Here is a 23,016-nt window from a genome sequence, read left to right as displayed (position 1 = left end):
TTAATACCTCCTACTTTGTATATCTATGTCTTTTTGTATAAAGATTAATATACTAACGATGCTCATGATGATCATTGCGATTAGTAACGTCACTAGAGCAAAGGTTGGAGAAGGAAAGCTTCCACTATAACTCCAATCTACATAAGAAAGGCTCATCCAGCTGATTGGTGAGAAATAATAAATCCCTATTCCAAACAATAGAGTGCCAATATATACTGAAAAAAAGGAGAGAAAAACGAAGATGCCACTTATAAGAATGCCTAACATTTTATCTGCTAGAAGATTAAAGCTTAAAATAACTAACCCAATAAAAATAGCAACGAACCAAAAATGTAAAAGACTTAATAAAGTAGCTTCTATAGGTGATAGAATAGCCATCCACTCTGGATTAAAAAAAATCGTAACGGAATCCGGTGCATACATAGGATCATTGGCCAAGGTTTGTAATAAAATCCCCCATTCAAAGGTCATTTCAACATTAGGAATCATAATTACAATCGAAGATAAAAAACTAAATAAAGTGTAGATAAATGCAGCAATGAAAATATAAAAAATCTGTCCGATTATCCAATTGCCTCGCCCTGTCCTCACGATCAAGAAAGGGGTATGACGATCTTTAAAAGGAGCATCACAAAAAAGGAGAATAATTAAGAATGCAAAAACTTGCATGACAGGTGGTGTTGTTAAATGGGCAAATATCCAAGGTGAGACTGGATATCCAACTTCAGCAGAAAATTGTGAAAGCCCAAAAGAATGATAAGCTAAAAAAGCGATCGTTAAAGTGAATACGACATAGATACGTGGGTTAATCATCCATTTGCGAAAGTTCACTTGTGTGCATAGAAAGGTCCTTCTTATATCAATCATGCTGTGCTCTCCTTTTTATATTTCTTATCGACAAATAGCTTAATAATAAAGTAATGGCCATTACAGTCGCTAACTTTATGGAAAGACTAAGAAAAGGTGAACCAGCGTCGTAATAGCCTTCTACAATCGTTAAAGCTTTTAGATAGACAGGAATATCTAACGTTGTCGTCAAACGATGAGCAACAAAATACAATACGACGGGTGTAGCTAGTGCTACAAATTTATTTGGAATCATCGTAGAGACCCATAGTGCGATGATTGCGAATATTACTGATGATAAAGAAAAATGAGTAATATGAAAGAAAAAGTATAGAACAAGTTTCCCATCCACTAAAAATGTATGATAAGCTCCAATTCCATCATCAATTGAAAGAACGGGTAGCCAAGTGCTCATGATACCAATAAATAAAGCGATTCCAAGTGAAGTGACCAAAAAAGCAGAAACAGCGCTTATTAAACACTTATTAAGAGCATATTGAAAGACTCCAGACCTGATCATCCAAAAGCTTGTTACCTTTTGTTCCCAGTCTGTCGCATATGAAATAGCAAAAGGTAAAATAGGCAAAGTCCCTAAAGTTAACATAAGAATTCCAGTTGTTCCCCCTAAAGCTAAGCTTAATAGCTGCATGACGTTTTGCCCTGGTTGAATAAAACCAAAGGAGACGATGAACATAGCCAGTGCTACAAAACCAATACAGTAGAGAAAACGAGTAGAAAAAATAGCTAGTTTGCTATTCGTTTGAAGTAAATAAAAGAAAGCTTTCATTGCTTATCATTCACCCCACTTATTCGTTCGCCATTTATAGCATTGATGACAAAATAATCATATGTATGAACATCGTGCTTAGAATGATCTATCGGGTCCTCATAAACATCGTCGATTTTTAGCCTAAATACCCAAGATGGAACCAGTTCGAATTCATTTTCTCCGTGAACTGCTACATAATTTAGCTCCATTGATTCAATGACTGTTTGTTTATTTATAATAAACGAAGAAAAGTGATCGATAATGAGATCGAGTGCCTCTACTTCCTTTATTAAAGGGAATTCTTCTGTACTTTCTAAAATATGATAAAGATACGTCGCATCTATATGAACCATTCCATTATGATTGTATAGAACCATTATCGATGGTTCATAAGGGTCTACTGCTTCTCTAGTATCAAAACTCCAAACTTCATTTATAATTGGAACATTATCTATTACTTGACGAAAGAAAAACAAATATGCTTCATCATCTTTTGATAGGTCAAATACAGTAAGTTCATGTTCATCATTAGTTGATTCTAAAAAACGCTCTTGGTGTATATCCATCATCTTTTCGTCTAATGCAAAAACAACATCTAATTCTATTTCTGGGAACCCTACAGTAGATAGCTGTTCTTTGATTTCTTTTTTCGCATCTAAATAAGGAAGGAAATCTAAATCAATAAATGTTTCAAAGTCACTATTTAAATTATATTCATACAATTGAGTGTTCAAATCTGGACTATCAGAACTAAGCGAAGCAACTCGTGAATATAGAGTGTTGTGTTCTAAATCATTGGTATATGAAAATCCACCATCGACTCCATTAGCTGTTCCAAAAGCTTCCCCTCCATCATATACAGTTAAGGATTCATTTTCATTATCAGATCGAAATTGGATCCCAAAGGCATTGGTTTCTATGTTCATTTTTTCGTTTCTAAAAAAGGTTTCTGCTAATATATCAGGATCTAATGTAATATAATCTACCGTATGTTTTTTTGCCTTTTCTATAGACTGAATTGTAGAAGGGTCAATTTCTATAAATAAATGATTTGGTAGAGAGATAGAGTCAACATACTGAACTAAATCTAGGTCACTACTTGGAGGTGTTTCCTCACTTTGGCAGCCTATTAATAAGAATAGAAAAAATAAAGTTATTAAAAATTGGTTTATAACTCTCAATATATTCATCTACTTTCTCTTAAAAATAATGTAAGTAGGAGGCGAGTACTCCTACATTAATCAATTTTTTATGGAGACCAAGTCCCACTTACTGAATAACGGACAAAGTCCCAGTTGGTAGGATGGCAGATAAACAATAGCTTTGTCCCGAACCACCGTATCCAGAGCTGTAAGAGAACCCACGTCTTCCAGATGTAGATATGTTAGAGACAATATTTGTTGCTGTAGTTGAAGAGAATCTAGTTGGTGATAGAAAATAATTCGTAGGTGTAGAGGAATGACTCGGGTTAACAAAAGGACTCGTACCACTTGATTTTGTTACCAATGTAGTCGATTGTAAACTACCTGCAAAAGGAGGATTGAACGTAAAGCTATAATTTGCTGCTTCTGTTGAATCTGGAAGTAAAATTAAGATCCCAAAAACCGATGCTAATGCAATAATAAATTTCTTAACATTTCTCAAATTATTTGAAATCGCTCTCATTTAATTACCTCCTAAAAATAGTGATTTATAGCAATTCATATATCTTAACAGGGACTCGCATGAAAAAGATTATGAATTGGTACCAAAATATAGTATATTACTTGTATAATTACATAATATCATAAAATTTCAAAAAAAATATATAAAATTTAATATTAGCACTTATCATTTTTGGAAAATTTGTAAAACTATAGTTTGAAATAAATATATTAAAAAAAGAATATAAATTTTTTTGAACTACTTAAATAACTTCTACTAAGGTAATAGAAAAGCCTACATTTAAAAAAGGTAAATTTGAGTGTTCTCAAATTTACCTTTTTCTATTTTGAAGCTAGTTATGTCCTAGCCTCTTTATCTATCTCATTAGGTTTTAATAACGTTGAACGTGTTCTTTATTTCATTAAAACTTAGCTTGATAAGTTGCTACTTCCCAATCTGTTACGGCAAGACGGTAGTCATCACACTCTGCACGCTTAAGCGCAACATACTCACCAAACGCATGCTCACCTAATGTCTTAGGACCGATTTCTCCGTTAGCAAAGCGCTCTACTGCAGCCTCTAAGCTTGTAGGAAGATTTTCAATTCCACGTGCTTCTATTTCCTCTTGGCTCATGCTGAAGATATCGGCATCTGTTGAAGGAGCTACGTCCAGCTTACGCTCAACTCCGTCTAATCCAGCAGAAGCGACTACTGCAAATGCAAAATAAGGATTGGCAGATGGATCTGGACAACGGATCTCAACACGCGTACCTGCTCCACGAGTAGCCGGGATACGAATTAACGCTGAGCGGTTAGATGCAGACCAAGCAATGTAGCAAGGTGCTTCATATCCAGGAACTAGACGTTTATAAGAGTTCACTAGAGGGTTTGTAACCGCAACGAAATCCTTCACATTTCCCATTAAACCAGCGATAAATTGGTATGCTGTCTCCGATAAACCGAGCTTATCAGACTCATCGTAAAATGCATTCTCTTGCTTCTCAATGTCAAATAGAGAAATATTTGTATGCATTCCACTTCCATTTTCACCAGAAAGCGGCTTAGGCATAAACGTCGCATGGTAACCAAATTGCTGAGCAACCGTTTTAACAACCCACTTGTAAGTTGTTGCTGCATCAGCAGAACCTAATGCATCAGAATACTTGAAGTTAATTTCATGCTGACCAATTGCAACTTCGTGGTGAGACGCTTCAATCGTAAAGCCCATCATTTTCAAAGCTTTATAGATTTCAAGACGAACCTTTTCACCGTAATCCTTCGGTGATGTTTCAAAGTAACCACCAACGTCTTGTGTACGCATCGTTGGTTGACCGTGCTCATCTGTTTCGAACAAGAAGAATTCTAGCTCAGGACCTACGCTAATGGAATAACCGTGATCTTTAGCTCGCTCTACTGTTTTTTTTAGGACATTTCGCGGATCGCCTTCAAAGTCAGAACCATCAGGCTTCTTTACACTACATAAGAAACGAGCTTCAGAATAACCATCTTGCTCTGTCCAAGGTAATACTGCAAATGATGTTAAATCTGGATCTAAATATAAGTCTGATTGGTTAATAGGTGTGAAACCCGTAATAGATGAACCATCAAACATTGTTTTCCCTTCAACTACTTGATCGATCTGATCAGATGTAACCGTAACATTCTTCAACGTTCCTTCGATATCAACGAATTGTACGTGTAAAAGCTCAACGTGCTTCTCTTTAATTGTCTCCTTAATAGACTCAATTAAACTCTCTCTTGTCGGTGTAGATACTGCCATCCTCTAACACTTCCTTTTCATGTAATGTTTTGTGACATCGATTTGTTACGTCTACTTTATGACTTTCTTGGCTTTCACGCAACGGGTATGTCAGATAATCTAACAAACAAATATTATTCAAATGTCTATACAATGAAAATATTCTGAATTTGTTAGAGGGGGATTTTTTGGATAGCAGCAAGGATGTAAGAGCTTACAAAGAAGGGGAATTAATTGTGAACGAAATGTGAACGACAAGGGAGATTTCATTTAAGAAAAAGGCGCAATAGCAACACTTACATGTTAAATGATGGTTGAATCTGACATTATCTATCAGAGGCAGCATCTTTCCTTATTCTAAAAAAAGAGCTATTCGACCCGCTTGCAAACGGATCGGATAGCTAACTCACAATAGCATGACTACTGTGTGGTCTGCTGGTTATTGCAGCATTCCAATAAAAGGGTAAGGGGATAACACTTGCACTTATAATGTAACAAGACCCTTAGTCGCTGACAAGCCATTCAACCATTTCTTTATAATCATTAAACAATTTCTTAACATTCTTCATGTGTTTTTATACACAACTATGCATTTTTAGAATAGGTTCGCTTTTTATTTGGACGTCCACTACTTTGTCTTCTATTCCCACGGTCATCTTTGCGTGAATAAGAACGACGACGATCATCTCGACGACTACGGTAAGGTTTACCGCCACCGCCACCACCGTCACGACGCTTTTTCACTCGTAATGGTGATTCAGCAGTTAAATGAACCGGTGTTACATCAGGCTCTTTCGTTAATAACTTTAATGCTGCAGCTAAAGCCGTTGTTGCATCCGTTTCCTGTAATAAGCCTTTTGCGACGGCACGATACGCATCACTGTCATCATCGTTAATCGCCTTTCGAATTTCTTCAATCGCAATTTCCTGTTGACCAGCAACAGCCTCATCATGCGTTGGCTTATGAAGCTTTGTCATTTTCTTCTTTGACATCTTCTCAATCACTTTCACGTGATCCATTTCACGCGGTGTAGCGAATGTAACCGCAACACCCGATCTCCCTGCACGCCCCGTTCTTCCAATACGGTGAACATAGCTTTCAGGATCTTGTGGTAAATCGAAATTATACACATGAGTGACACCGCTAATATCTAAGCCACGAGCTGCTACATCAGTAGCCACTAAAACATCAATTAATCCAAGCTTGAATTTGCGCAAAACACTATCACGCTTAGCTTGATTCAAATCACCATGAATGCCTTCTGCACGATATCCGCGCTTTCCTAACGCTTCAGCTAATTCATCGACACGTCGTTTTGTCCGTCCAAACACAATCGCCAGCTCAGGATTATGGATATCGAGCATACGAGTAAACACATCGAACTTCTCTTTCTCATGAACTTCAACATACCCTTGCTCAATGTTTTCCATTGTCACTTCTTTTGCCTTCACTGCAATAGTTTCAGGGTTGCTCATAAACTGCTGAGCAAGCTTCTCAATTCGCTTTGGCATCGTAGCGAGAAAAGCAGTGTTTGTCTTTCTGTTGGGACTTCCTTCAAAATCGTTTCAATGTCTTCAATGAAGCCCATATTTAACATTTCATCTGCTTCATCAAGAATAACGGTGTCCACCTGCTGTAAACGTACCGTCTTTCTTCTCATATGGTCCATTAAACGACCTGGTGTTGCCACGACAATATGCGGTTTTCGCTTTAAATCGCGAATTTGCTTACGCATGTCCTGGCCACCATACACGACAACCGTACGAACGCCTTTATGCTTACCAAATGAAACGAGGGACTCTGCGACCTGATTCGCAAGCTCTCGTGTAGGGGCAAGGATAAGTGCTTGAACATGCTCTTCATCAACATCAATGCGATGGATTAAAGGAATACCGAAGGCTCCCGTTTTACCTGTTCCTGTTTGGGCTTGCCCAATAATGTCTTTCCCCTCAAGTGCTTTAGGGATGGTTGCTGTTTGAATAGGAGTCGCTTCACTAAAACCCATGTCTGTTAATGATCGAACGACTCTATGATCTAACTCAAATTCATAAAAAGTTGCCAAATAAATAATCTCCTTTAAATTTATATTAATAATAGCTATACGCCACTATTTAGAAAACATCTTTAATCATACCACTCCTACTAGCAAGACACAATTTATTTTTTTCTTCTTATTTATATATCCTCCCTTTCTTAATGAAGAATATGCAAACGAATATGAACCATTTCCAAAAAATTAGTGATTTCCTTTTTCTACTCATACTCCCTAATGGAATAAAGCATGTAAAGCACAAACGTCAGTAAACTTGTAACGAGAAGGTCGTTATTCTTTTACTCATTTAGCGTAAAACTTTACTTAAACCTTACTGAACTATAGTTAGTGTTACGTCAACAGTGATGGGAATGTCACTAAACGTACGGTCCCAATCCCCTTTGACGGTTTCCCATATTCTAGGGTGTTGGATTCGTAAATCTTCCCCAAAGTCAGCAACGTCGACTTGATATTCCTTTTGCATCTTTTCCAGTACACCCTTCACTAAGCGCTCCACCTCTTTTTCACCTGCTTTTTCGAGCCTTTTTAGAAACTCATTATCATCTGCGTTGTCAGTAATAACCCAATTTTCAGATAACCTCCCTTCTGATTTGATGCTCACATCAAAGGAGATCTTGTTTTCATCGACATTCGAGGTAATTTTGCTTTTCATAACATCCACCTCGAATAAAACGATCTGTCCTGACTGCTCATCGAATGTTTTTAACACTCCTCCTTCTCCCTCTCCCTTTAACCATGTTAACCCTTCTACGTCTTCTTCATTTAAAAATCCATGCCATTTTTTTGTTTCGCCATTAATGATCGCAGCACCTGCAAACTTAACTTCTTCATTTGCTGTTGCTACATTTTGTATGAGAAAACTGGAGTCCGATTGCAATTTACCCTTTAATTTTGCTAGTGAGAGAGGAGGCAAAATCTTTGTTGTTCTATGTCGATTCTCTGTAATTCCATGCAGATGAAAAGCTGGAATGTCCGATGCTGATGTTACTTCCAGTGCATCACTCGCTTTTCCTTTGCTAACGAGTAGACGAGAGCTTAATCTCAACGAATCATCATGAAGAAAAAAATCGAGTAACTGTTGTAAACTGAGCGTGCTTAGGAGCTCTTCACTAATAACTACTACCTTTAAGTGCGGAGTGAATACAGGGCGATCCTTTCTCAGTGCCATTTCACGAACGATTTGATGGATGGAATCACCAGTTTGAGAAAGATTAATGTAGGAATTTAAAGTAGGGCCATCACCATTATTCTGTTCAGCTGAATCTAATGGATTAATAAACTGATATGTCAATGTGACTAGATCCCTTTCCGGGAATCCCGCACCCGTTTCTTCTAACTCATTTTCAATTTGCGTCTTCTGACCTTTATCAAAGGCCACAGCTACTCCAAAGCTCCGATCTTCAATTTCATGACTACTCCAACAACCTGTTAGAAAAAAAAATGAACCAAGAGCTAGAAAGAAGCAACTATATTTATGATTTTGCGTCATTTTTTTTCCTCCTTAATCTAGTGATAATCAGAAGCAGTAATGGTAGGATACCAAATAAATACATCGCAGCATTGCCGATCCAATCTCCTAATGTAAATATGTCATTGAGATTTTCCGGTGTCATAGCAATGATATAGATAATCGGGAGGATTCCAAATGTAAATGGGAGCAGCTTTTTTTTAAGGAGTTGAGCTAACCCCAAAGAAGCTGCAAAATAGCAAATGACAAAGGTAGCAAATATTTGCATCACCCATACCGCAAGTAACAATGAGTCAAATCTTTCAAATATCAAACCTCTAAATTCATAACTTCGAATAAGATCAATTGTTGGCCACGTACTTGTTACTACACCATCGATTGAAAATGCTCCGATAACCATTACAACCGTGATGACGTAAAATACTAAGGGAATAACCGATGCAATGAGTACAACCCGTACAGATTTATCTGGTTGTTTCATAAAAGCTAAAAGGAATATTAGCGTTTCAAAAGCTGTATAGCTAAGAGCCGTTGTCTTGACTCCTTTTAACGCAGGCATTACACCTAATCCTAATACGGGACGTAAGTTATTTATTTCAAATAGCTCGAAGCTCATGAAGAGAACGAGTAAAAAAATAATAACTGTAATAGGAAAAATAATTTCGAGCAGACGAGCGATCGAATTGATCCCCCCCGAAATCAAATAGATACCTACCACATCATTGGCATAATGATAGCCCATGTAGGGGTATCTTCCAGTAAATAAAAACCTGTAACTTCCGCAAGTACTCGAATCTCGAAAGCGGATAACGTTAAAAAGTAAAAGATGATAAGGAGACTAAGCAACCAACCGATCACCTTTCCAACAATGTCCTGACTAAATTGATAAAAGGTTCTTTCAGGGAATTGTTGACACAACTTCCCTAATACAATCCCTGCTATCATCGCGATCAGTCCGCCTATAATAACCGTTATCCAAACATCAGGGGAATTTGCCTCCTCCACAGTTACTCTAGGTAAGGTAAGAATTCCAATTGCTATAATATAGCTAACAATAAAGATAACTGCTTGTACAGTCGAAATTCTATCTTTCGGATTAGAGATCATCACTTTCAATCACTTCCTTTACCAAGGAGTTATCCTTTGCGTGTTGAATCTTTCGTATGCATCATATTCGGTCTGCGTTTCATCATATGGAGCGGCATACGAAAGATAAAATCCTTCCAATCCTTAATTTGATAAGGAACAGCCGGACTAACATAAGGGACACCAAAACTCTTTAGCTTCACCAGGTGACTACAAAGGAAGAGAAGAAATAAAACGAGCCCATACAAACCATAAACAGCAGCACAAAACATGGCTACAAAGCGGAGGATGCGCAACGTTATTGCTGCATTATACTGAGGAATTGCAAAGGAAGAAATGGCCGTTATTGCAACGATGATCACCATAACAGGGCTTATAATCCCTGCTTGTACGGCAGCTTCACCAATAATTAGCCCCCCTACAATCCCTATCGCTGGACCAATAGGTTTTGGTAAACGCAGTCCTGCTTCCCGCAAAATTTCGATCGCAACTTCCATAAACAGTGCTTCTATAAGAGAAGGGTATGGGACGGCTTCACGTGCTCCAATAATAGATGTAGCTAGTTTAGTTGGAATCAAACCTGGATGAAACGAGATAAAGGAAATATACAATGCAGGTCCTATTAACGCAATAAATGCCGCAACAAAACGCAATAAACGAATGAGCGTCCCAGGTATCCACCGTTCAAAATAATCCTCAGGTGACTGTAGCATCATGCTAAATGTAACCGGAATAATCAAGGCGAAAGGTGTCCCATCCAACAAAATAGCGACACGTCCTTCCAGCAATGCAGCGATCACGCGGTCTGGACGTTCTGTACTCTGTACTTGAGGAAAAGGACTGAGATGATTATCTTCGATTAACTGCTCTACATAACCTGATTCCAGAACATCATCAATATCGATTTTCTTAATTCTCTTCCTAGCCTCTTCCACTAATTTCGGGTCAGCTATATCTTTAAAATAGGCAACAACTAGGTCCTTTTTTGATCGTTTTCCCACTAAAAACTGTTCGAGTGATAAATGCTCATTTTTGCCATGGCTTCTTATTAGGGCTGTATTATCACTTAAAATTTCAGTGAAACCCACCCTTGGACCTCTAACGAGCGGCTCTGAAATCGGCTCTTCAATAGTACGCGACTTCTTTTTTGATGTACCAAGAATTAAAACTTCCGGCGAACCATCAATCAACAAGGCCGTCCAACCTTTTAAAACCTCCAATAATAATTCTTTAACTAGTCGTTCTTCTTTTATTTGACTGATTGACAGCACATGATTTTTAATAAAATCTATTGATACAGAGTCTCCTTCTAAGTATTGTGCCGATTTATATTCTCCGGAAAAACCTTGCATGAGTGAATTGATAATATGTTTATCAATGAGTTCTTTGTCTGACAGACCTTCCACATAAATAACAGCAGCCCGAATATCTGTATGACCGAGCTTAAACTCCCGAAAATGAACATCTAAATTATGACCAATCTCTTGCTTAATCCGTTCTAAATCTACTTGTAAACAGCCCGAAAAATAAGTAGTGGAGTCTTGTGATGGTTCAGACTCCTGATTGTGATCAATGTGAGAGACAGGTTTTTGTCTGGATTTTTTCGTTAACCACCTCATATTCATTACTCTTTCTCAGTTACAGGGTTTCGCTTGTATAACTTGTATATAAGATAAGGAACTAAAAATACAAAAAAGGCTTGCATATACACTTTCCAATCAGGAAGATATTGAATAATATGGTTCATAATTTTATCCCACCTTATAATGTTCGAAGAGAATACCCTCATTAAGATTTTATGTTATTTTTATCTAGGCTGAGTATTTCTATTCATTTTAACCATAATATTCATAACACCTGTTAACCTTCATATATTTTTCCAACCACCACTCCTTACCTTAACTCATGCATCCATATCTATAAGAGATCCCACATGTTTGATACATGGAAACGTTATAAAGGGGAACAGTAAAACAGCAAAAGAATTAGTTGGAGGTCATTATAAATGGAGAAATCTCATTCACTTGAACAACTTTCACCAGAACCTTATTGGCAACAATCATGCTCTATGTCATCTTTCCCCTCCTTAAATGAAGACCTCGATGTCGACGTAGCCATTGTAGGCGGAGGAATAACAGGTTTGACAAGCGCTTACCTTTTAGCGAAAGAAGGAATGAAAGTCGCTTTACTTGAAGCAAGTGAGCTAGCTAACGGAACAACAGGCCATACAACAGCAAAGATAACCGCTCAGCACGGACTTATCTATGATGAATTCCGCTCACATTTTGATGTTGACACTGCACGTTTGTATTATGAAGCTGAAAGCGACGCTCTACACTTTATCGAAAATCTCATTACAAATGAGGGGATTAGCTGCCATTTCACAAAGGAGGATGCTATTCTCTACACGACGATGAATCGTGGCGTCAGTAAGCTCGAAAGGGAATTTGAAGCCTATAAACAAATTGGTGTCAAAAGCGAATGGCTCGACACATTACCATTAAACAACATCCCTGTTAAAGCAGCACTTAAAATGGATCAACAAGCTCAATTCCATCCAATTGAATATATTAATCACCTCGTTGAAATGTGCCGTTCGCTAGGTGTCCATATGTATGAACAGACCGTCGTGAACGATGTTAAAAAAGGTCAAAAACAAACGGTACACACTACAACTGATCATTTAGTTACTGCTGACAATGTCATAATCGCTTCTCATTTCCCATGTATTGATGGAAATGGACTATATTTTTCACGGATGTATGCTGATCGTTCGTATGTCATCGCGGGATTTGTTCCTGACGATGAATGTCCAAAAGGAATGTATTACAGCATTGATTCACCAACTCGTTCATTACGCTACACAACGGTCGACAATCGGAAACTAGCGATCATTAGTGGAGAATCACACAAAACTGGACAAGAAGTCGATACGGCTTTTCATTATGAAGCATTAGAGCAATTTGCGTATGAATTATTTTCAGAGTTTGAGCTTACGTACAAATGGTCAGCACAAGACTTAACAACACTTGATAAGATACCTTATATAGGGCGAATCTCCCGTGGATACCCGAACGTCTTTGTTGCGACAGGCTACCGGAAGTGGGGCATGACAAACGGTACAGCCGCTGCCCTTCTATTAACAGACCTCATTATGAAGCGTGAAAACCGTTATGAATCCCTCTTCCGTCCATCACGTTTTGCTTCACACCCTAGCTTGCGACAATTCATGACGCAAAATGCCGATGTCGCCAAACAACTTTTAAAAGGCAAGCTCGATCAAGTGAACCGACAGCCTGAGGATGTTCATGTAGGAGAGGGAGCTGTCGTTTCTGTAGAAGGTAAGCGAGCTGGAGCTTATCGGGATGAGCAAGGACATCTTCATGTCATCGATACAACGTGCACCCATATGGGTTGCGAGCTTCATTGGAATGACGGAGAGCACAGCTGGGACTGTCCATGTCACGGATCGAGATTTTCCTATACAGGCGATGTGCTAGAAGGGCCCGCGAAAAAGCCATTAAAGAAATTAGAGTAAGAAAAGCTAAGCTGCGCATTTACAACTTTAATCGAGTACTCAAGTTAAAAGAAACTTCGAAAAACACAGAGTTGATATGACTCTGTGTTTCTTGTTTGTCTTTCAATCGGAGAGTTATAAGGAGCGTACAAAAACTAAGGGATTCCTCTTTCCTCTAAATCGATGAAATTCCGCTTCCTGAGAAGAAAGAGGAATCCTCCTTCCACTATTTGAGCTAAATAAGACCAAAAGGAGCAACAAAAGCCGAAATAGAGGAATGAGGAACCTCATACAACGTTATAAGGGGAGATTTTCTTTCAGATCAACGTTTAACGAGTAAAGCCAACGTCACCTTTAAAAAGAGGTGCTCCCTCTGCTCAGCAGAGAGAACACCTCGACCATCACTCTTTCACCGTAACTTTTCGTCTAATCATAAATACAATCATCCCAACGATTAGAAGCAATGCCCCGATTAGAAGCGCATTATAAGCATTTGTAGCTGTTTCAGGTAATCGTTCACCATCACTACCATCTGCCCCTAATTTCTCTTCTTTTTCATCATCATTCGTTAACTTCTCATCATTATCATCATCCGAAACACCGTCGCCATTTCCTGTCCCATCCCCGTTAGTGTTCTCCATTATCTTCTGGTTTTGGCTCTTCCCCTTCAGGATCGCCACCATTTCCTTCAGGTTCTCCTCCATCACCATTAGGATCTTCTTCTACTGGTTCTTCATCGCTCGGACGCCAGCTACCTGGATTTTCATAAAGCTCTTCAACCTCTGCCGCCGTTAATGCAGAACCATCGAAAACAATCAATTCATCCATATACCCTTGATAAGGTATATCCCAGTAATTCACACCGAGAGCAAAAGCCGCATCTGTCGTAGTAAAGATATTCGGGAAGTCATCTCCAGTAAAGACTGACTCTCCATTCAAGTATAACGTAATCGCACCTTCCTCAACGGTAAATGTAACATGTGTCCATTCACCTGTCGCAATTGTTGTTCCAGCCGGAGCGTCATAGAAGGTGGAGCTACCCGACCAAATCATCGTTTCACCACCCACTGGACCACGTGGAACAAGACTCACCCAATTATTTTCTGTCCGTGCACCAAAAAAGGTTGTCGTAAAGTCCGTTAACTCTTCAGGATTTAGCCATAAGGAAACAGAATACGCACTACTTGAAATTAACCCATTTGGCAATCGGATACCTGAATCTCCATCAAAGTAAGCGGCGTCTCCTACAATCCCTTCCTCATACGAAATTTGACCACCTTCATTATTTATTCGATCTCCCGTTACCGTACCATCCTCAAAGTTGCCAGTTAAGTCACTTAATTGACCATCAAAATCATAGTAGGCCGCTAATCGCCCTTCTGTTTCAGCCAAAACCGTCACCGTCGAGCTCCATTGAGCGATCTCATCATTTAATGAAATCGTCGCGGTTAATTCAACTGGCTCATCGCCTACTTCTGGTCGATTCACATAGCCCTCAGTTGAAATAATCTCTTCATTTGATGAAGCCCATTCGATTTGTGCACCACGAACCGCTTCTGTCGGCAATGATAAATGACTGATGACCGTTTGCGGAATGAGTACGTTGAGTTCCTCTTTAATGGAAGATATCACTTCCTCATCAGAGCCACTCTCTGCTTTACTTCCCCAAACAGTCACTCCTTCTGAAGATAACGCACTAAACGTCATAACCCAGCTTTCTGAAACTGCATCCCATTGTTCAAGGAAGACACCATCGAAGCTGGAACCTTCTCCTTCGATCGTTAACGAGACACGATAGTCGTCATAAAGCTCCCATGTTCCTTCAACAGCACCCGTTATCGTACCATCCTCTTCAAGATTCACCCAGGTCGACTCTACTAATTCGGCTGAAATATCTTTACCGTGATTAATATATTTGTAAGCTCCTGACACCTCATTAGAAGTCACCGCCTCAATTGACTCACCTGCATAACGATGTGGCGTAATGACTGGCCATTGCTCACTATTTTTCACCATTTGATGCACACGTATTTGATGCATCTCGCCTGCCTCAGGAAAACGCGCATGAAACACGTTAAATTCTTTTCCCGTTTCATTATCAATATAATAAGAATTATGTCCAGGTGACATATAACCGACACCAATCCCTGTTCCAGGCTCACCTAGATCACGTTTAAATAAAAAGTTCCCAGTTAATTTATTTCCATGAGCTGCGTGCTCAAATGATCCCCCTCTATTAGCTGGTACTCCATCATCTAATTCATCTGGTAATACCGCCTTCACTCCAGCAGCATCTACATACGGACCTTCTGGACTTTCTGCTCTAAACTGGCGCATATGATATCCACCATCCGCTCCAAGCCAGCCATATGTTACATATAAAAAGTAGTAACCTGTCTCTTCATCATACACAGCATAAGGCCCTTCACCTGAACGACCATACCCACCGGAGATTTTCGTTCCAAAGTAACGGTCAATCATCCGACCATCTTCAGTCACGCCATCTTCACCAGGGTAAATCGGCTGCCCCGTTTGCTTGTCCACTTCTAAAATGAAGATACCTCCAGCCCAAGATCCATAAGTCATCCAAAGCCTTCCGTCCTCATCAAAAAAGAGATTCGCATCAATCGCGTTTGTATACAGGTTATAATTATAACGTCCATCTTCGGTAAACCAGTCCTCGTTTTTCTCATTGAAAACACCTTGCTCGATCAAATCGGGTATATTCGTATTTGTCCATTCCTTATTGACCGAACTATTATTATCATAAGCTTCATGATCAAAAAATCCGGAATACATGATCGTATCAACATACTCATAAGGCCCTTCAATATCCTTCGCTACTGCATAACCAATTGCTGAGCGAATATAAGTAGAGGACGCACTATAATACATCATATAAGCACCCGTCGAACCGTCTTCATGAACATAATGCTCATTCCAAATTACCTCTGGCGCCCATACAGCAAAGCCACCAGCACTATCCGCATCATCTTCTCCAGCCCATTCGAATGAACCGGCTAAGTTCTCTGACAAATCGCCAAATAACGTATTATTCGGTGTCGTATATCCATTTGTGAAATTTTCCCAACTAATTAAATCAGGTGATTTAGCAGCATCAATGTGAGTCCCAAATGCATAATACATATCCCCTACCTTAATAATCGATGGATCATGCGCAGACGCCTCTCTAAATTGTGGAATCGCCTTTCCCTCCTCCCTATTTAAATCATTTGCAAATGAATGAGCAGGAATAATTAACAAAAACATTAATATAAAAAGAACACTTTTTTTGGCATTTTTTCGTTTCAATTTTATAACTCCTCTCCATAATATGCTTATTCATCGGAGCCTTATCATGTTGTTTCTAACATCTTTGCTTTTGGCCACCAAAAAGCAAACGCTTACAATAATTTAATTTATTCACACCTCCATTAATAAGATGTACATTTATTAATATTAATAAATAAATGAAATATTCACTTCAAAATTAACATTACTATAATTCAATTAGAATCTCAAGAGTCTGTTTTCCATTCTTACTCATACCTTTTTCCTAATTTTCATTTTTACGTTTCGCTTTTTGCGTATTAACGGAATGACGTTCCATGTGGAAAAAGAAAAACACGCAACGGCTTTTCTTAATTGCGTTTAAGAGAAAGAACAATAGCAAAAAGAAGCGCTCGGATGCCATGATGTGGTCTCCAAGCGCTAACGATTATAACGATTTTCGAAATTCCTCTTGTGGTACATGTAATTCAATCAAGTACCCATCTGGATCTTGACAGAAGATTTGTGCGAAACCACTTTTACTATAAGGCTTCTCCATAATCTCAATCTCATTCTCTTTCAACCACTTTACCGTTTCATGATAATCTCCTACACGGATAGCAAAGTGGGGGTTTCGCGAATGAGGTTCTTTAGGGTTCTTCGGGATACGGTTCTCATCAATAATGAGGTGTAGCTGACCTGAACCTATTGCAAACCAAGCCCCCTCAAAGTCAAAATCAGGACGTTCTATTTGTTCCAAGCCGATCAAATCACGATAGAATGCCACGGATCGCTGTAAGTCACGACATACAAGGCTAACGTGATGAAGCTGTTTAATTCGAATCAACTTCTTCATCCTTTCTATACAATGTTCATATCTTTAATTATACAATTAATTTCGAGCACAAAAAAAGATCAAAAACCGAAAGCACCGAAAAAGTTAGAAATCAAACTTCCCCAACTCCCTTCCAGACCGATTAGCGATTCTTAGCCTCAGCCATTTCTATTCCTCAAGCAACCATAAAATACTCGTCACTCCACGTGGATAATAGCGACTTGCCGCTATCTCCCCCGCAATGATTTGATCACTCCAGCTCCAGTAAGATAATTCAGGATGCCTCAGCCATTTCACATGTGCTCGATCCGCTGCATGACCTGCTTCACCCCACTCTTGACCGAGAATGTGACGATAAATAAATTGGCACAGGTAAATTTTGCTTAACCATGAATTGTCACTTGTCGATGATAACTTCCAACCACCGTCTTCAAACAAACATACGTCAGGCTTTAACACCGTTTGAATATGTTTGATAAGTGCTTTGATGTAATAAGCATATGGTCCTTCATGACTAAGAGCCTGTTCACAGCCAGTAAAATATGGAAAAACCAATCCTTCAATAGCAGGAATAATCCTCGATTCATTCCCCTCTAAAATGACTCCAGGAATATAGCCTTCATCAGTCATTTGATTGGTTAGCATTGTTGCACACTTCTTCGCTTGAATTTGCGCTTGTTCAGATAAGTCACGCTCACCGAGTTGCTTAAATAGCTTCTCTAGTGTGACATACATCCCCCAGCATTTAGAAGCAATATAGCTGTTATTTCGAGCTTGCCCTAGCGAAACATCTAGACTATCATATGTCGTAATTTCGGCACCCTCTGCTGTTCTTGAGCTATCCAAACCCATAATTCCATTTCGCTTATGCGGATCCGGATGATCACGGTTAAGCATACTCGTAAAAGCTTCCTTTATTAAGCCTTTATGCTTCTCAAGAAATACCTCATCTCCTGTCTGCTCCACGTACACCGTCATACAGCAGAGAAAATTAATCAATTGTTCATGTGTCATATATGAAAAACAACCATCAATGCCCGCTATTTCATAAGATGAATGTCCCGGCCTTGAAAACGAATTGGCCACCCCCATATCATGGGTGAAGCTAATTCCACCAGAATAACGTTCTTCCCCATTTGGAAATTTCACGTCATCATAATAACTATAACGATCTACAAACAGCTCTAGTTCATTTCTCACGGTCCAAGGATTCATTTTCAATTCAAAGAACAATTGATCGACGGTTAAATCAAATGTATTCATCATGCGATACTCGCCTTCATTCACAACCCATATTGCATTCCCTTGACGATCGTCTAAAAGCTGGGTGTTCCCATAGTAGCTTTTTATCGCATGAGCAAGCATAAATTGTTGTTCATCAGAAAGGTGTTCCTTTTCAATCAACGGATTCCTTTCTTCACATATTGATGTGAGCCTATCAAAATGTGACAGGGCATATGATGAAACCTCTTCAATAGAGGAAAAAAAGCGAGTATACATATAGCGCGTGTCAATTCCTGTTGTCACCCAATCACCTTTATAAAAGCTCACGACAAACGTGTATTCCTGCTTCGTTCGCGGAGGTACACTCATTAACAATCCACCAACACGCCCTAAACCAAAGCCGTAATTCACATCGTGCTCAATCGTCAAAAGTTTCTCAATCGAAAAGGCTTGTCCAGCCCAAATGCCTTCCCCTTTCGACACGATCGCCGTCTGTCTCCCTTGACCAACACCAACAAATTCACCATCATTCGTATCCTCTAATCGGCGCATTGCCGTATACGAGTCGTTTCCTTGATAACCAAAGAAAGCTCTTCTTTCCTTGTCACTACTCGTATTATCAATCGTCATCTTGACGAAAACCGCTGGCAAAATAGCGTCTTTCAACTCATCTGCTGATGCTTCTCTTGGATCAGGCACCGATCGAACTGGATTATAAATCGTAAATTGTAAATCTCAAGCTTTCCACGTATCCGTGCCAAGCTTGAGCTCTCTCTTAATCTCATCATCAGCAAAATGACGAATTAGTTGATCTCCTCCGATAGTTTCATCGTTTCCCAGCGCAAATCTAGCTAAATCCTCCGCATTATCCCCAAAGAACGGCAATGCTTCATAATAACCCGTTTCTCTACTTTCTAATCCTATATACACATTTTCATTTGCCGGCTTATCAAGCTCCAGCCCTAATCCACCTTTCGCCCCTTTAAAGCCAAGAGTAAAACTAGCAAACGCTCCAATTGGTGAGTGGTGTGCATTGTAAAATAGATTCTCTCTCATCCGTAATCACTCCATCCGCTACAAATTAAAAAGTTACCATGGGTAAGGTATACCCTCATAGTCAATAAAGATTGACTCTTCAATCTTACCTTTGTTTTGATTAATTGTTTTATAAATTGACTGTGCCGATTCCCTCGGACTTAAAGGTGCCCGCTCTCCACCCATATCCGTTTTCATCCATCCTGGATGAATCGCCAATACCTTCACTTGATCTTCCTTCCATTCGTTTTGTAGGAGCGCACTTTGCATATTAAGGGCAGCCTTTGACATACAATAATCAAACTCACTTTTTCGTTGACAATTCGCAATACTCCCCGCTTCTGAAGAGATATTAACCCAAACCTTCACCTCCCCTTTCTTAATCAAATCAGCAAAATACTTCGCAACTCTTAAAGGACCAAGTGTATTAATGTTAAATGCCTTTATTGACGTATTGATATCTATTTCCGGTAAAGGGAATAGCGTTTCTTTAAAGCGGACAGCCGCATTATTAATCACAATATCTAACTGCTCTATCTGTTTTTTTACTTTGATCGCAGCTGCCTTCACAGATTGATCATCGGAAACATCAACTTGAATCACTTTATATTGTTTAGGGTAGAGATTTTCTAATTGATCGGTCATTCGAGTAGACTGACGAATTCCAGCAAAGACACGAAATCCTTCCTCTAAATACTTCTTTGATAACTCCAACCCTAGACCTCTCGCTCCACCTGTGATAAAGACTGTTTGATGTACATTTACCATTCACATCTTCTCCTCATCTGGATAAATCATAATTTTAATACTCGTAGCCTTTTCTGTTCTAGCCATTTCGACCGCTTCCTTAATATCTTTAAGCGCATATTTATGAGTGATGATTTTATGAATCGACAGGTCCGAGTTTGATAACGACTGTATTGCCGCAGTGTACGTATTCACATAGCGAAATACTCCATGAACATTTAATTCGGCATCAATAAGCTGATTGACATTCAATGGGATCTCATCTTGAACCGGCATGCCGACTAACACAATCCGTCCACCTCGTTTCACAACACGAACCGTGTCACCGATTGCCTTGGCATTACCTGATGTTTCAATCACGACATCAATCCCGTTCCCATTAGTTAAGTCGTTAAGTTGTTGATTGACATCTCCTTCTAACGGATTTAGAACGGCTGTAATACCAAGTTCTTCAGCTAGCTGCCTCCGAAATGGGGCAATGTCACTTGCATATATTTCAGTCACACCAAATAATTTTGCTGCTTGCACAGCCAGTAAGCCTATTGGCCCTAAACCACTTATAAAGACTCGATCAGAAGGCTGAACACTACCACGTACCATCGAATGATACCCAACCGATAGTGGCTCTAATAACGCTCCCTCTTCATAGCTCATTGAATCAGGTAATCTAAAGGCAAAATCTGCTCGAATTTTGACATAGTCAGCCCAAGCCCCATCTACAGGAGGTGTTGCCATGAAGACGACATCAGGACATAGGTTATAACGTCCAGATTTGCAATATTGGCATGTCCCGCACGTCACACCTGGCTCAATTGCGACACGATCACCAACTGAAAGATGATCAACGGCCGCTCCTACCGATACAACATCCCCAGATAACTCATGCCCTAAAATAATCGGCTCCTTCACGACGTAACGTCCAATTTTTCCGTGCTCATAATAGTGAACATCCGAGCCACAAACACCTATACAATAGACTTTTACTAATATTTCATGCTCATCGATCGTAGGAATGTCTCTCTCTTTTATTTCAATATCTAGTGGCTTATTTAAAACCGCTGCTTTCATTTTTCCACTCATGATCCATACTCCCCCCCTACGTTCATCGTATTGAAAATAACCAAAATCAGCATGTTTTTTGCGCCCACTTAAATCTTGAGCACACAGTCCGACAAATGCTCCTGTAAATCCTTGATCAAGAGCCACTCCATCCTTCACCAGTTCTGCATTTTCATCAGAAATAACACTTGCATCTAATGTAGGTCCTGCTTCGATCCACTGATCACCGTCTGTCGAAACAAAAAATTGCAGCTCAGTATGATGAATATCTGCCTTTAAATAAATTCTCTTGCCTTCTTCTATCGAGATCCAATTTTGTATAAGCTCTTCATAGACTCCACGATTTCTCGACATCACCCCTACATATTTCCCAAATTCATCATCATAACTAACAAATACATAATGATAGTTTCTCGTATTGTAATAATAGATGAGTCCCGCCATTTGTTGAAAGCTTTCTGGATTATACTCTATGACCGTTTTTACCTCTATCGAAAACGCTTGTTGTCTTCTCGCAATTAAGCTTTGGCGCTGTGTTGAGGATAACGACTCCCTTCCTTTCAAACGGAGAAATCCTGGTCTATCCTTCAAGGATAGCCAACCTTCATGTTGTGGCTCTCGTAATGATTGAAATTCAATCGGCAGTCGGTCCACAGAAAAATCAACACGCCCCGCTATTGAATGAAATCGATATTCAGGTAAAGAAGGAGCAGCAATTGTAACTTGAGGATCATTGCCACCATTAACTAGTCGAAGCCAACCGTCTTCTGTCCATTCACACAATTGGATCGCCGTTTCCCGACCGAGAATACAGTTCCCTGATGGCTTTACAGGTCGTCCGCATAAGTGAACAAGATAGAGCTCATCATTAGGAGTTGTTACAAGACTACCATGACCTGCCTTTTGTAGCTCTAGCTCAGGCTTATGAGCGGATGTCAGCATCGGACCTTGAGGGTCTACTTCATAAGGACCTGTTAACTGAGTCGAACGAGCAACGGTAATCGCATGATTCCATCTCGTTCCCCCTTCTGCTGTCATTAAATAATAGTAGCCATTATGCTTATAAATGTGTGGTCCTTCCGTCAGTCCAAGCTCAGTACCTTTAAAGATGTTATAGATCGGACCTACTAAGCTCTTTTCTCTCTCTGAGTATTCTTGCATAACAATCCCTGCAAACGAATTCTTATTTTTACGATGATCCCAAATCATATTTAACATCCATTTCTTCCCGTCATCATCATGAAACAATGATGGATCAAACCCACTGCTGTTTAAATAAATCGGCTCTGACCACGGCCCCATTATATTAGTAGCTGTAATCAAATAGTTGTGTGTATCCTTAAAAGGTCCCATATGATGAATAACATTTGTATATACTAAATAATAGACGCCATTATCGTAGCTCAAGCAAGGTGCCCACACTCCACCGGAGTCTGGATTACCTATCATATCAATCTGCTTTTCACTAACAGGGTGGGTAATGACATCCCAATTTACTAAATCTCGTGAATGGTGAATCTGCACCCCAGGAAACCATTCAAAGGTTGATGTTGCAATATAATAGTCTTCCCCAACTCTTATGATAGACGGATCGGGATTAAACCCTTTTAATATCGGATTTGATATTTCTTTCATATTTACACCTACTTTTAAAAATATTATCTAATTTGTACATGAAAAGGTAATATATTCTAGTTTTAAAA

General features: G+C 39.3%; 13 protein-coding genes and 3 pseudogenes. 1 reads left to right on the top strand and 15 read right to left on the bottom strand.

Annotation, left to right across the window (positions count from 1 at the left end; genetic code table 11):
• The 9 genes and pseudogenes from JCM9152_RS21270 to JCM9152_RS05055 all read right to left on the bottom strand — a co-directional run bounded on the left by JCM9152_RS21270 (position 1) and on the right by JCM9152_RS05055 (position 11,245).
• Positions 1-867 (bottom strand): hypothetical protein, encoded by an 867-nt coding sequence (locus tag JCM9152_RS21270; RefSeq protein ID WP_052015604.1) that lies wholly within the window; start codon positions 865-867, stop codon positions 1-3.
• Positions 860-1,633 (bottom strand): hypothetical protein, encoded by a 774-nt coding sequence (locus tag JCM9152_RS21265; protein WP_052015602.1) that lies wholly within the window; start codon positions 1,631-1,633, stop codon positions 860-862. The genes JCM9152_RS21270 and JCM9152_RS21265 overlap by 8 nt, the downstream gene beginning before the upstream one ends.
• On the bottom strand, positions 1,630-2,805 hold the full coding sequence (locus JCM9152_RS05085; RefSeq protein ID WP_035341638.1) for a hypothetical protein: 1,176 nt from the start codon (positions 2,803-2,805) through the stop codon (positions 1,630-1,632). Before JCM9152_RS05085 ends, JCM9152_RS21265 begins: the two co-directional genes overlap by 4 nt.
• A 79-nt stretch (positions 2,806-2,884) precedes the next feature.
• Positions 2,885-3,280: a hypothetical protein gene (locus JCM9152_RS05080; RefSeq protein ID WP_035341637.1), complete on the bottom strand. Its 396-nt coding sequence runs from the start codon at positions 3,278-3,280 to the stop codon at positions 2,885-2,887.
• Between the two features lie 400 nt (positions 3,281-3,680).
• Positions 3,681-5,039 carry a type I glutamate--ammonia ligase gene (gene glnA, locus JCM9152_RS05075; protein ID WP_035341635.1) on the bottom strand — a complete coding sequence of 453 codons (1,359 nt, stop codon included), beginning with the start codon at positions 5,037-5,039 and terminating at the stop codon, positions 3,681-3,683.
• A 564-nt stretch (positions 5,040-5,603) separates the two neighbouring features.
• A pseudogene (gene cshA, locus JCM9152_RS05070) lies at positions 5,604-7,081 on the bottom strand (degradosome RNA helicase CshA).
• Positions 7,082-7,382: 301 nt separating this feature from the next.
• The gene (locus JCM9152_RS05065; RefSeq protein ID WP_035341633.1) at positions 7,383-8,561 is read right to left on the bottom strand and encodes a Ger(x)C family spore germination protein; all 1,179 of its coding nucleotides are present in this window, start codon (positions 8,559-8,561) and stop codon (positions 7,383-7,385) included.
• Positions 8,545-9,647, bottom strand: a pseudogene (locus tag JCM9152_RS05060) (spore germination protein). Before JCM9152_RS05060 ends, JCM9152_RS05065 begins: the two are co-directional and overlap by 17 nt.
• 29 nt (positions 9,648-9,676) lie before the next feature.
• Complete coding sequence (locus JCM9152_RS05055; RefSeq protein WP_035341631.1) at positions 9,677-11,245, bottom strand: spore germination protein; 1,569 nt, start codon at positions 11,243-11,245, stop codon at positions 9,677-9,679.
• Positions 11,246-11,631: 386 nt separating this feature from the next.
• Between JCM9152_RS05055 and JCM9152_RS05050 the strand changes: the two genes are divergently transcribed.
• Positions 11,632-13,164, top strand: coding sequence for an FAD-dependent oxidoreductase (locus tag JCM9152_RS05050; RefSeq protein ID WP_035341629.1), 1,533 nt, complete (start codon positions 11,632-11,634; stop codon positions 13,162-13,164).
• 380 nt (positions 13,165-13,544) lie between these two features.
• Here JCM9152_RS05050 and JCM9152_RS05045 read toward each other — a convergent pair whose 3' ends face one another.
• From JCM9152_RS05045 to JCM9152_RS23940, 6 genes and pseudogenes are all read right to left on the bottom strand, one after another.
• Positions 13,545-13,784, bottom strand: a complete 240-nt coding sequence (locus JCM9152_RS05045; protein ID WP_035341627.1) for an LPxTATN C-terminal sorting signal domain — start codon at positions 13,782-13,784, stop codon at positions 13,545-13,547.
• Complete coding sequence (locus JCM9152_RS05040; RefSeq protein WP_148296435.1) at positions 13,771-16,455, bottom strand: lipocalin-like domain-containing protein; 2,685 nt, start codon at positions 16,453-16,455, stop codon at positions 13,771-13,773. The genes JCM9152_RS05045 and JCM9152_RS05040 overlap by 14 nt, the downstream gene beginning before the upstream one ends.
• A gap of 406 nt (positions 16,456-16,861) precedes the next feature.
• Entirely contained in the window at positions 16,862-17,260 is a 399-nt protein-coding gene (locus JCM9152_RS05035; protein ID WP_035341625.1) for a VOC family protein, read from the bottom strand.
• A gap of 156 nt (positions 17,261-17,416) precedes the next feature.
• Positions 17,417-19,528: pseudogene (locus JCM9152_RS05030) on the bottom strand (glycoside hydrolase family 52 protein).
• A gap of 33 nt (positions 19,529-19,561) precedes the next feature.
• Positions 19,562-20,275: an SDR family oxidoreductase gene (locus tag JCM9152_RS05025; RefSeq protein WP_035341623.1), complete on the bottom strand. Its 714-nt coding sequence runs from the start codon at positions 20,273-20,275 to the stop codon at positions 19,562-19,564.
• A complete protein-coding gene (locus tag JCM9152_RS23940; RefSeq protein ID WP_081727896.1) occupies positions 20,276-22,948 on the bottom strand; it encodes a family 43 glycosylhydrolase in 2,673 nt (890 codons plus the stop codon).
• Between the last annotated feature and the right edge of the window lie 68 nt (positions 22,949-23,016).

The organism is Halalkalibacter hemicellulosilyticusJCM 9152 (genome assembly GCF_000513115.1).
GTDB classification, from domain to species: Bacteria; Bacillota; Bacilli; order Bacillales; family Bacillaceae_D; genus Halalkalibacter; species Halalkalibacter hemicellulosilyticus.
The sequence above is the reverse complement of the archived record's forward strand: the minus strand, read 5'-3'. Positions and strand labels throughout refer to the sequence as shown.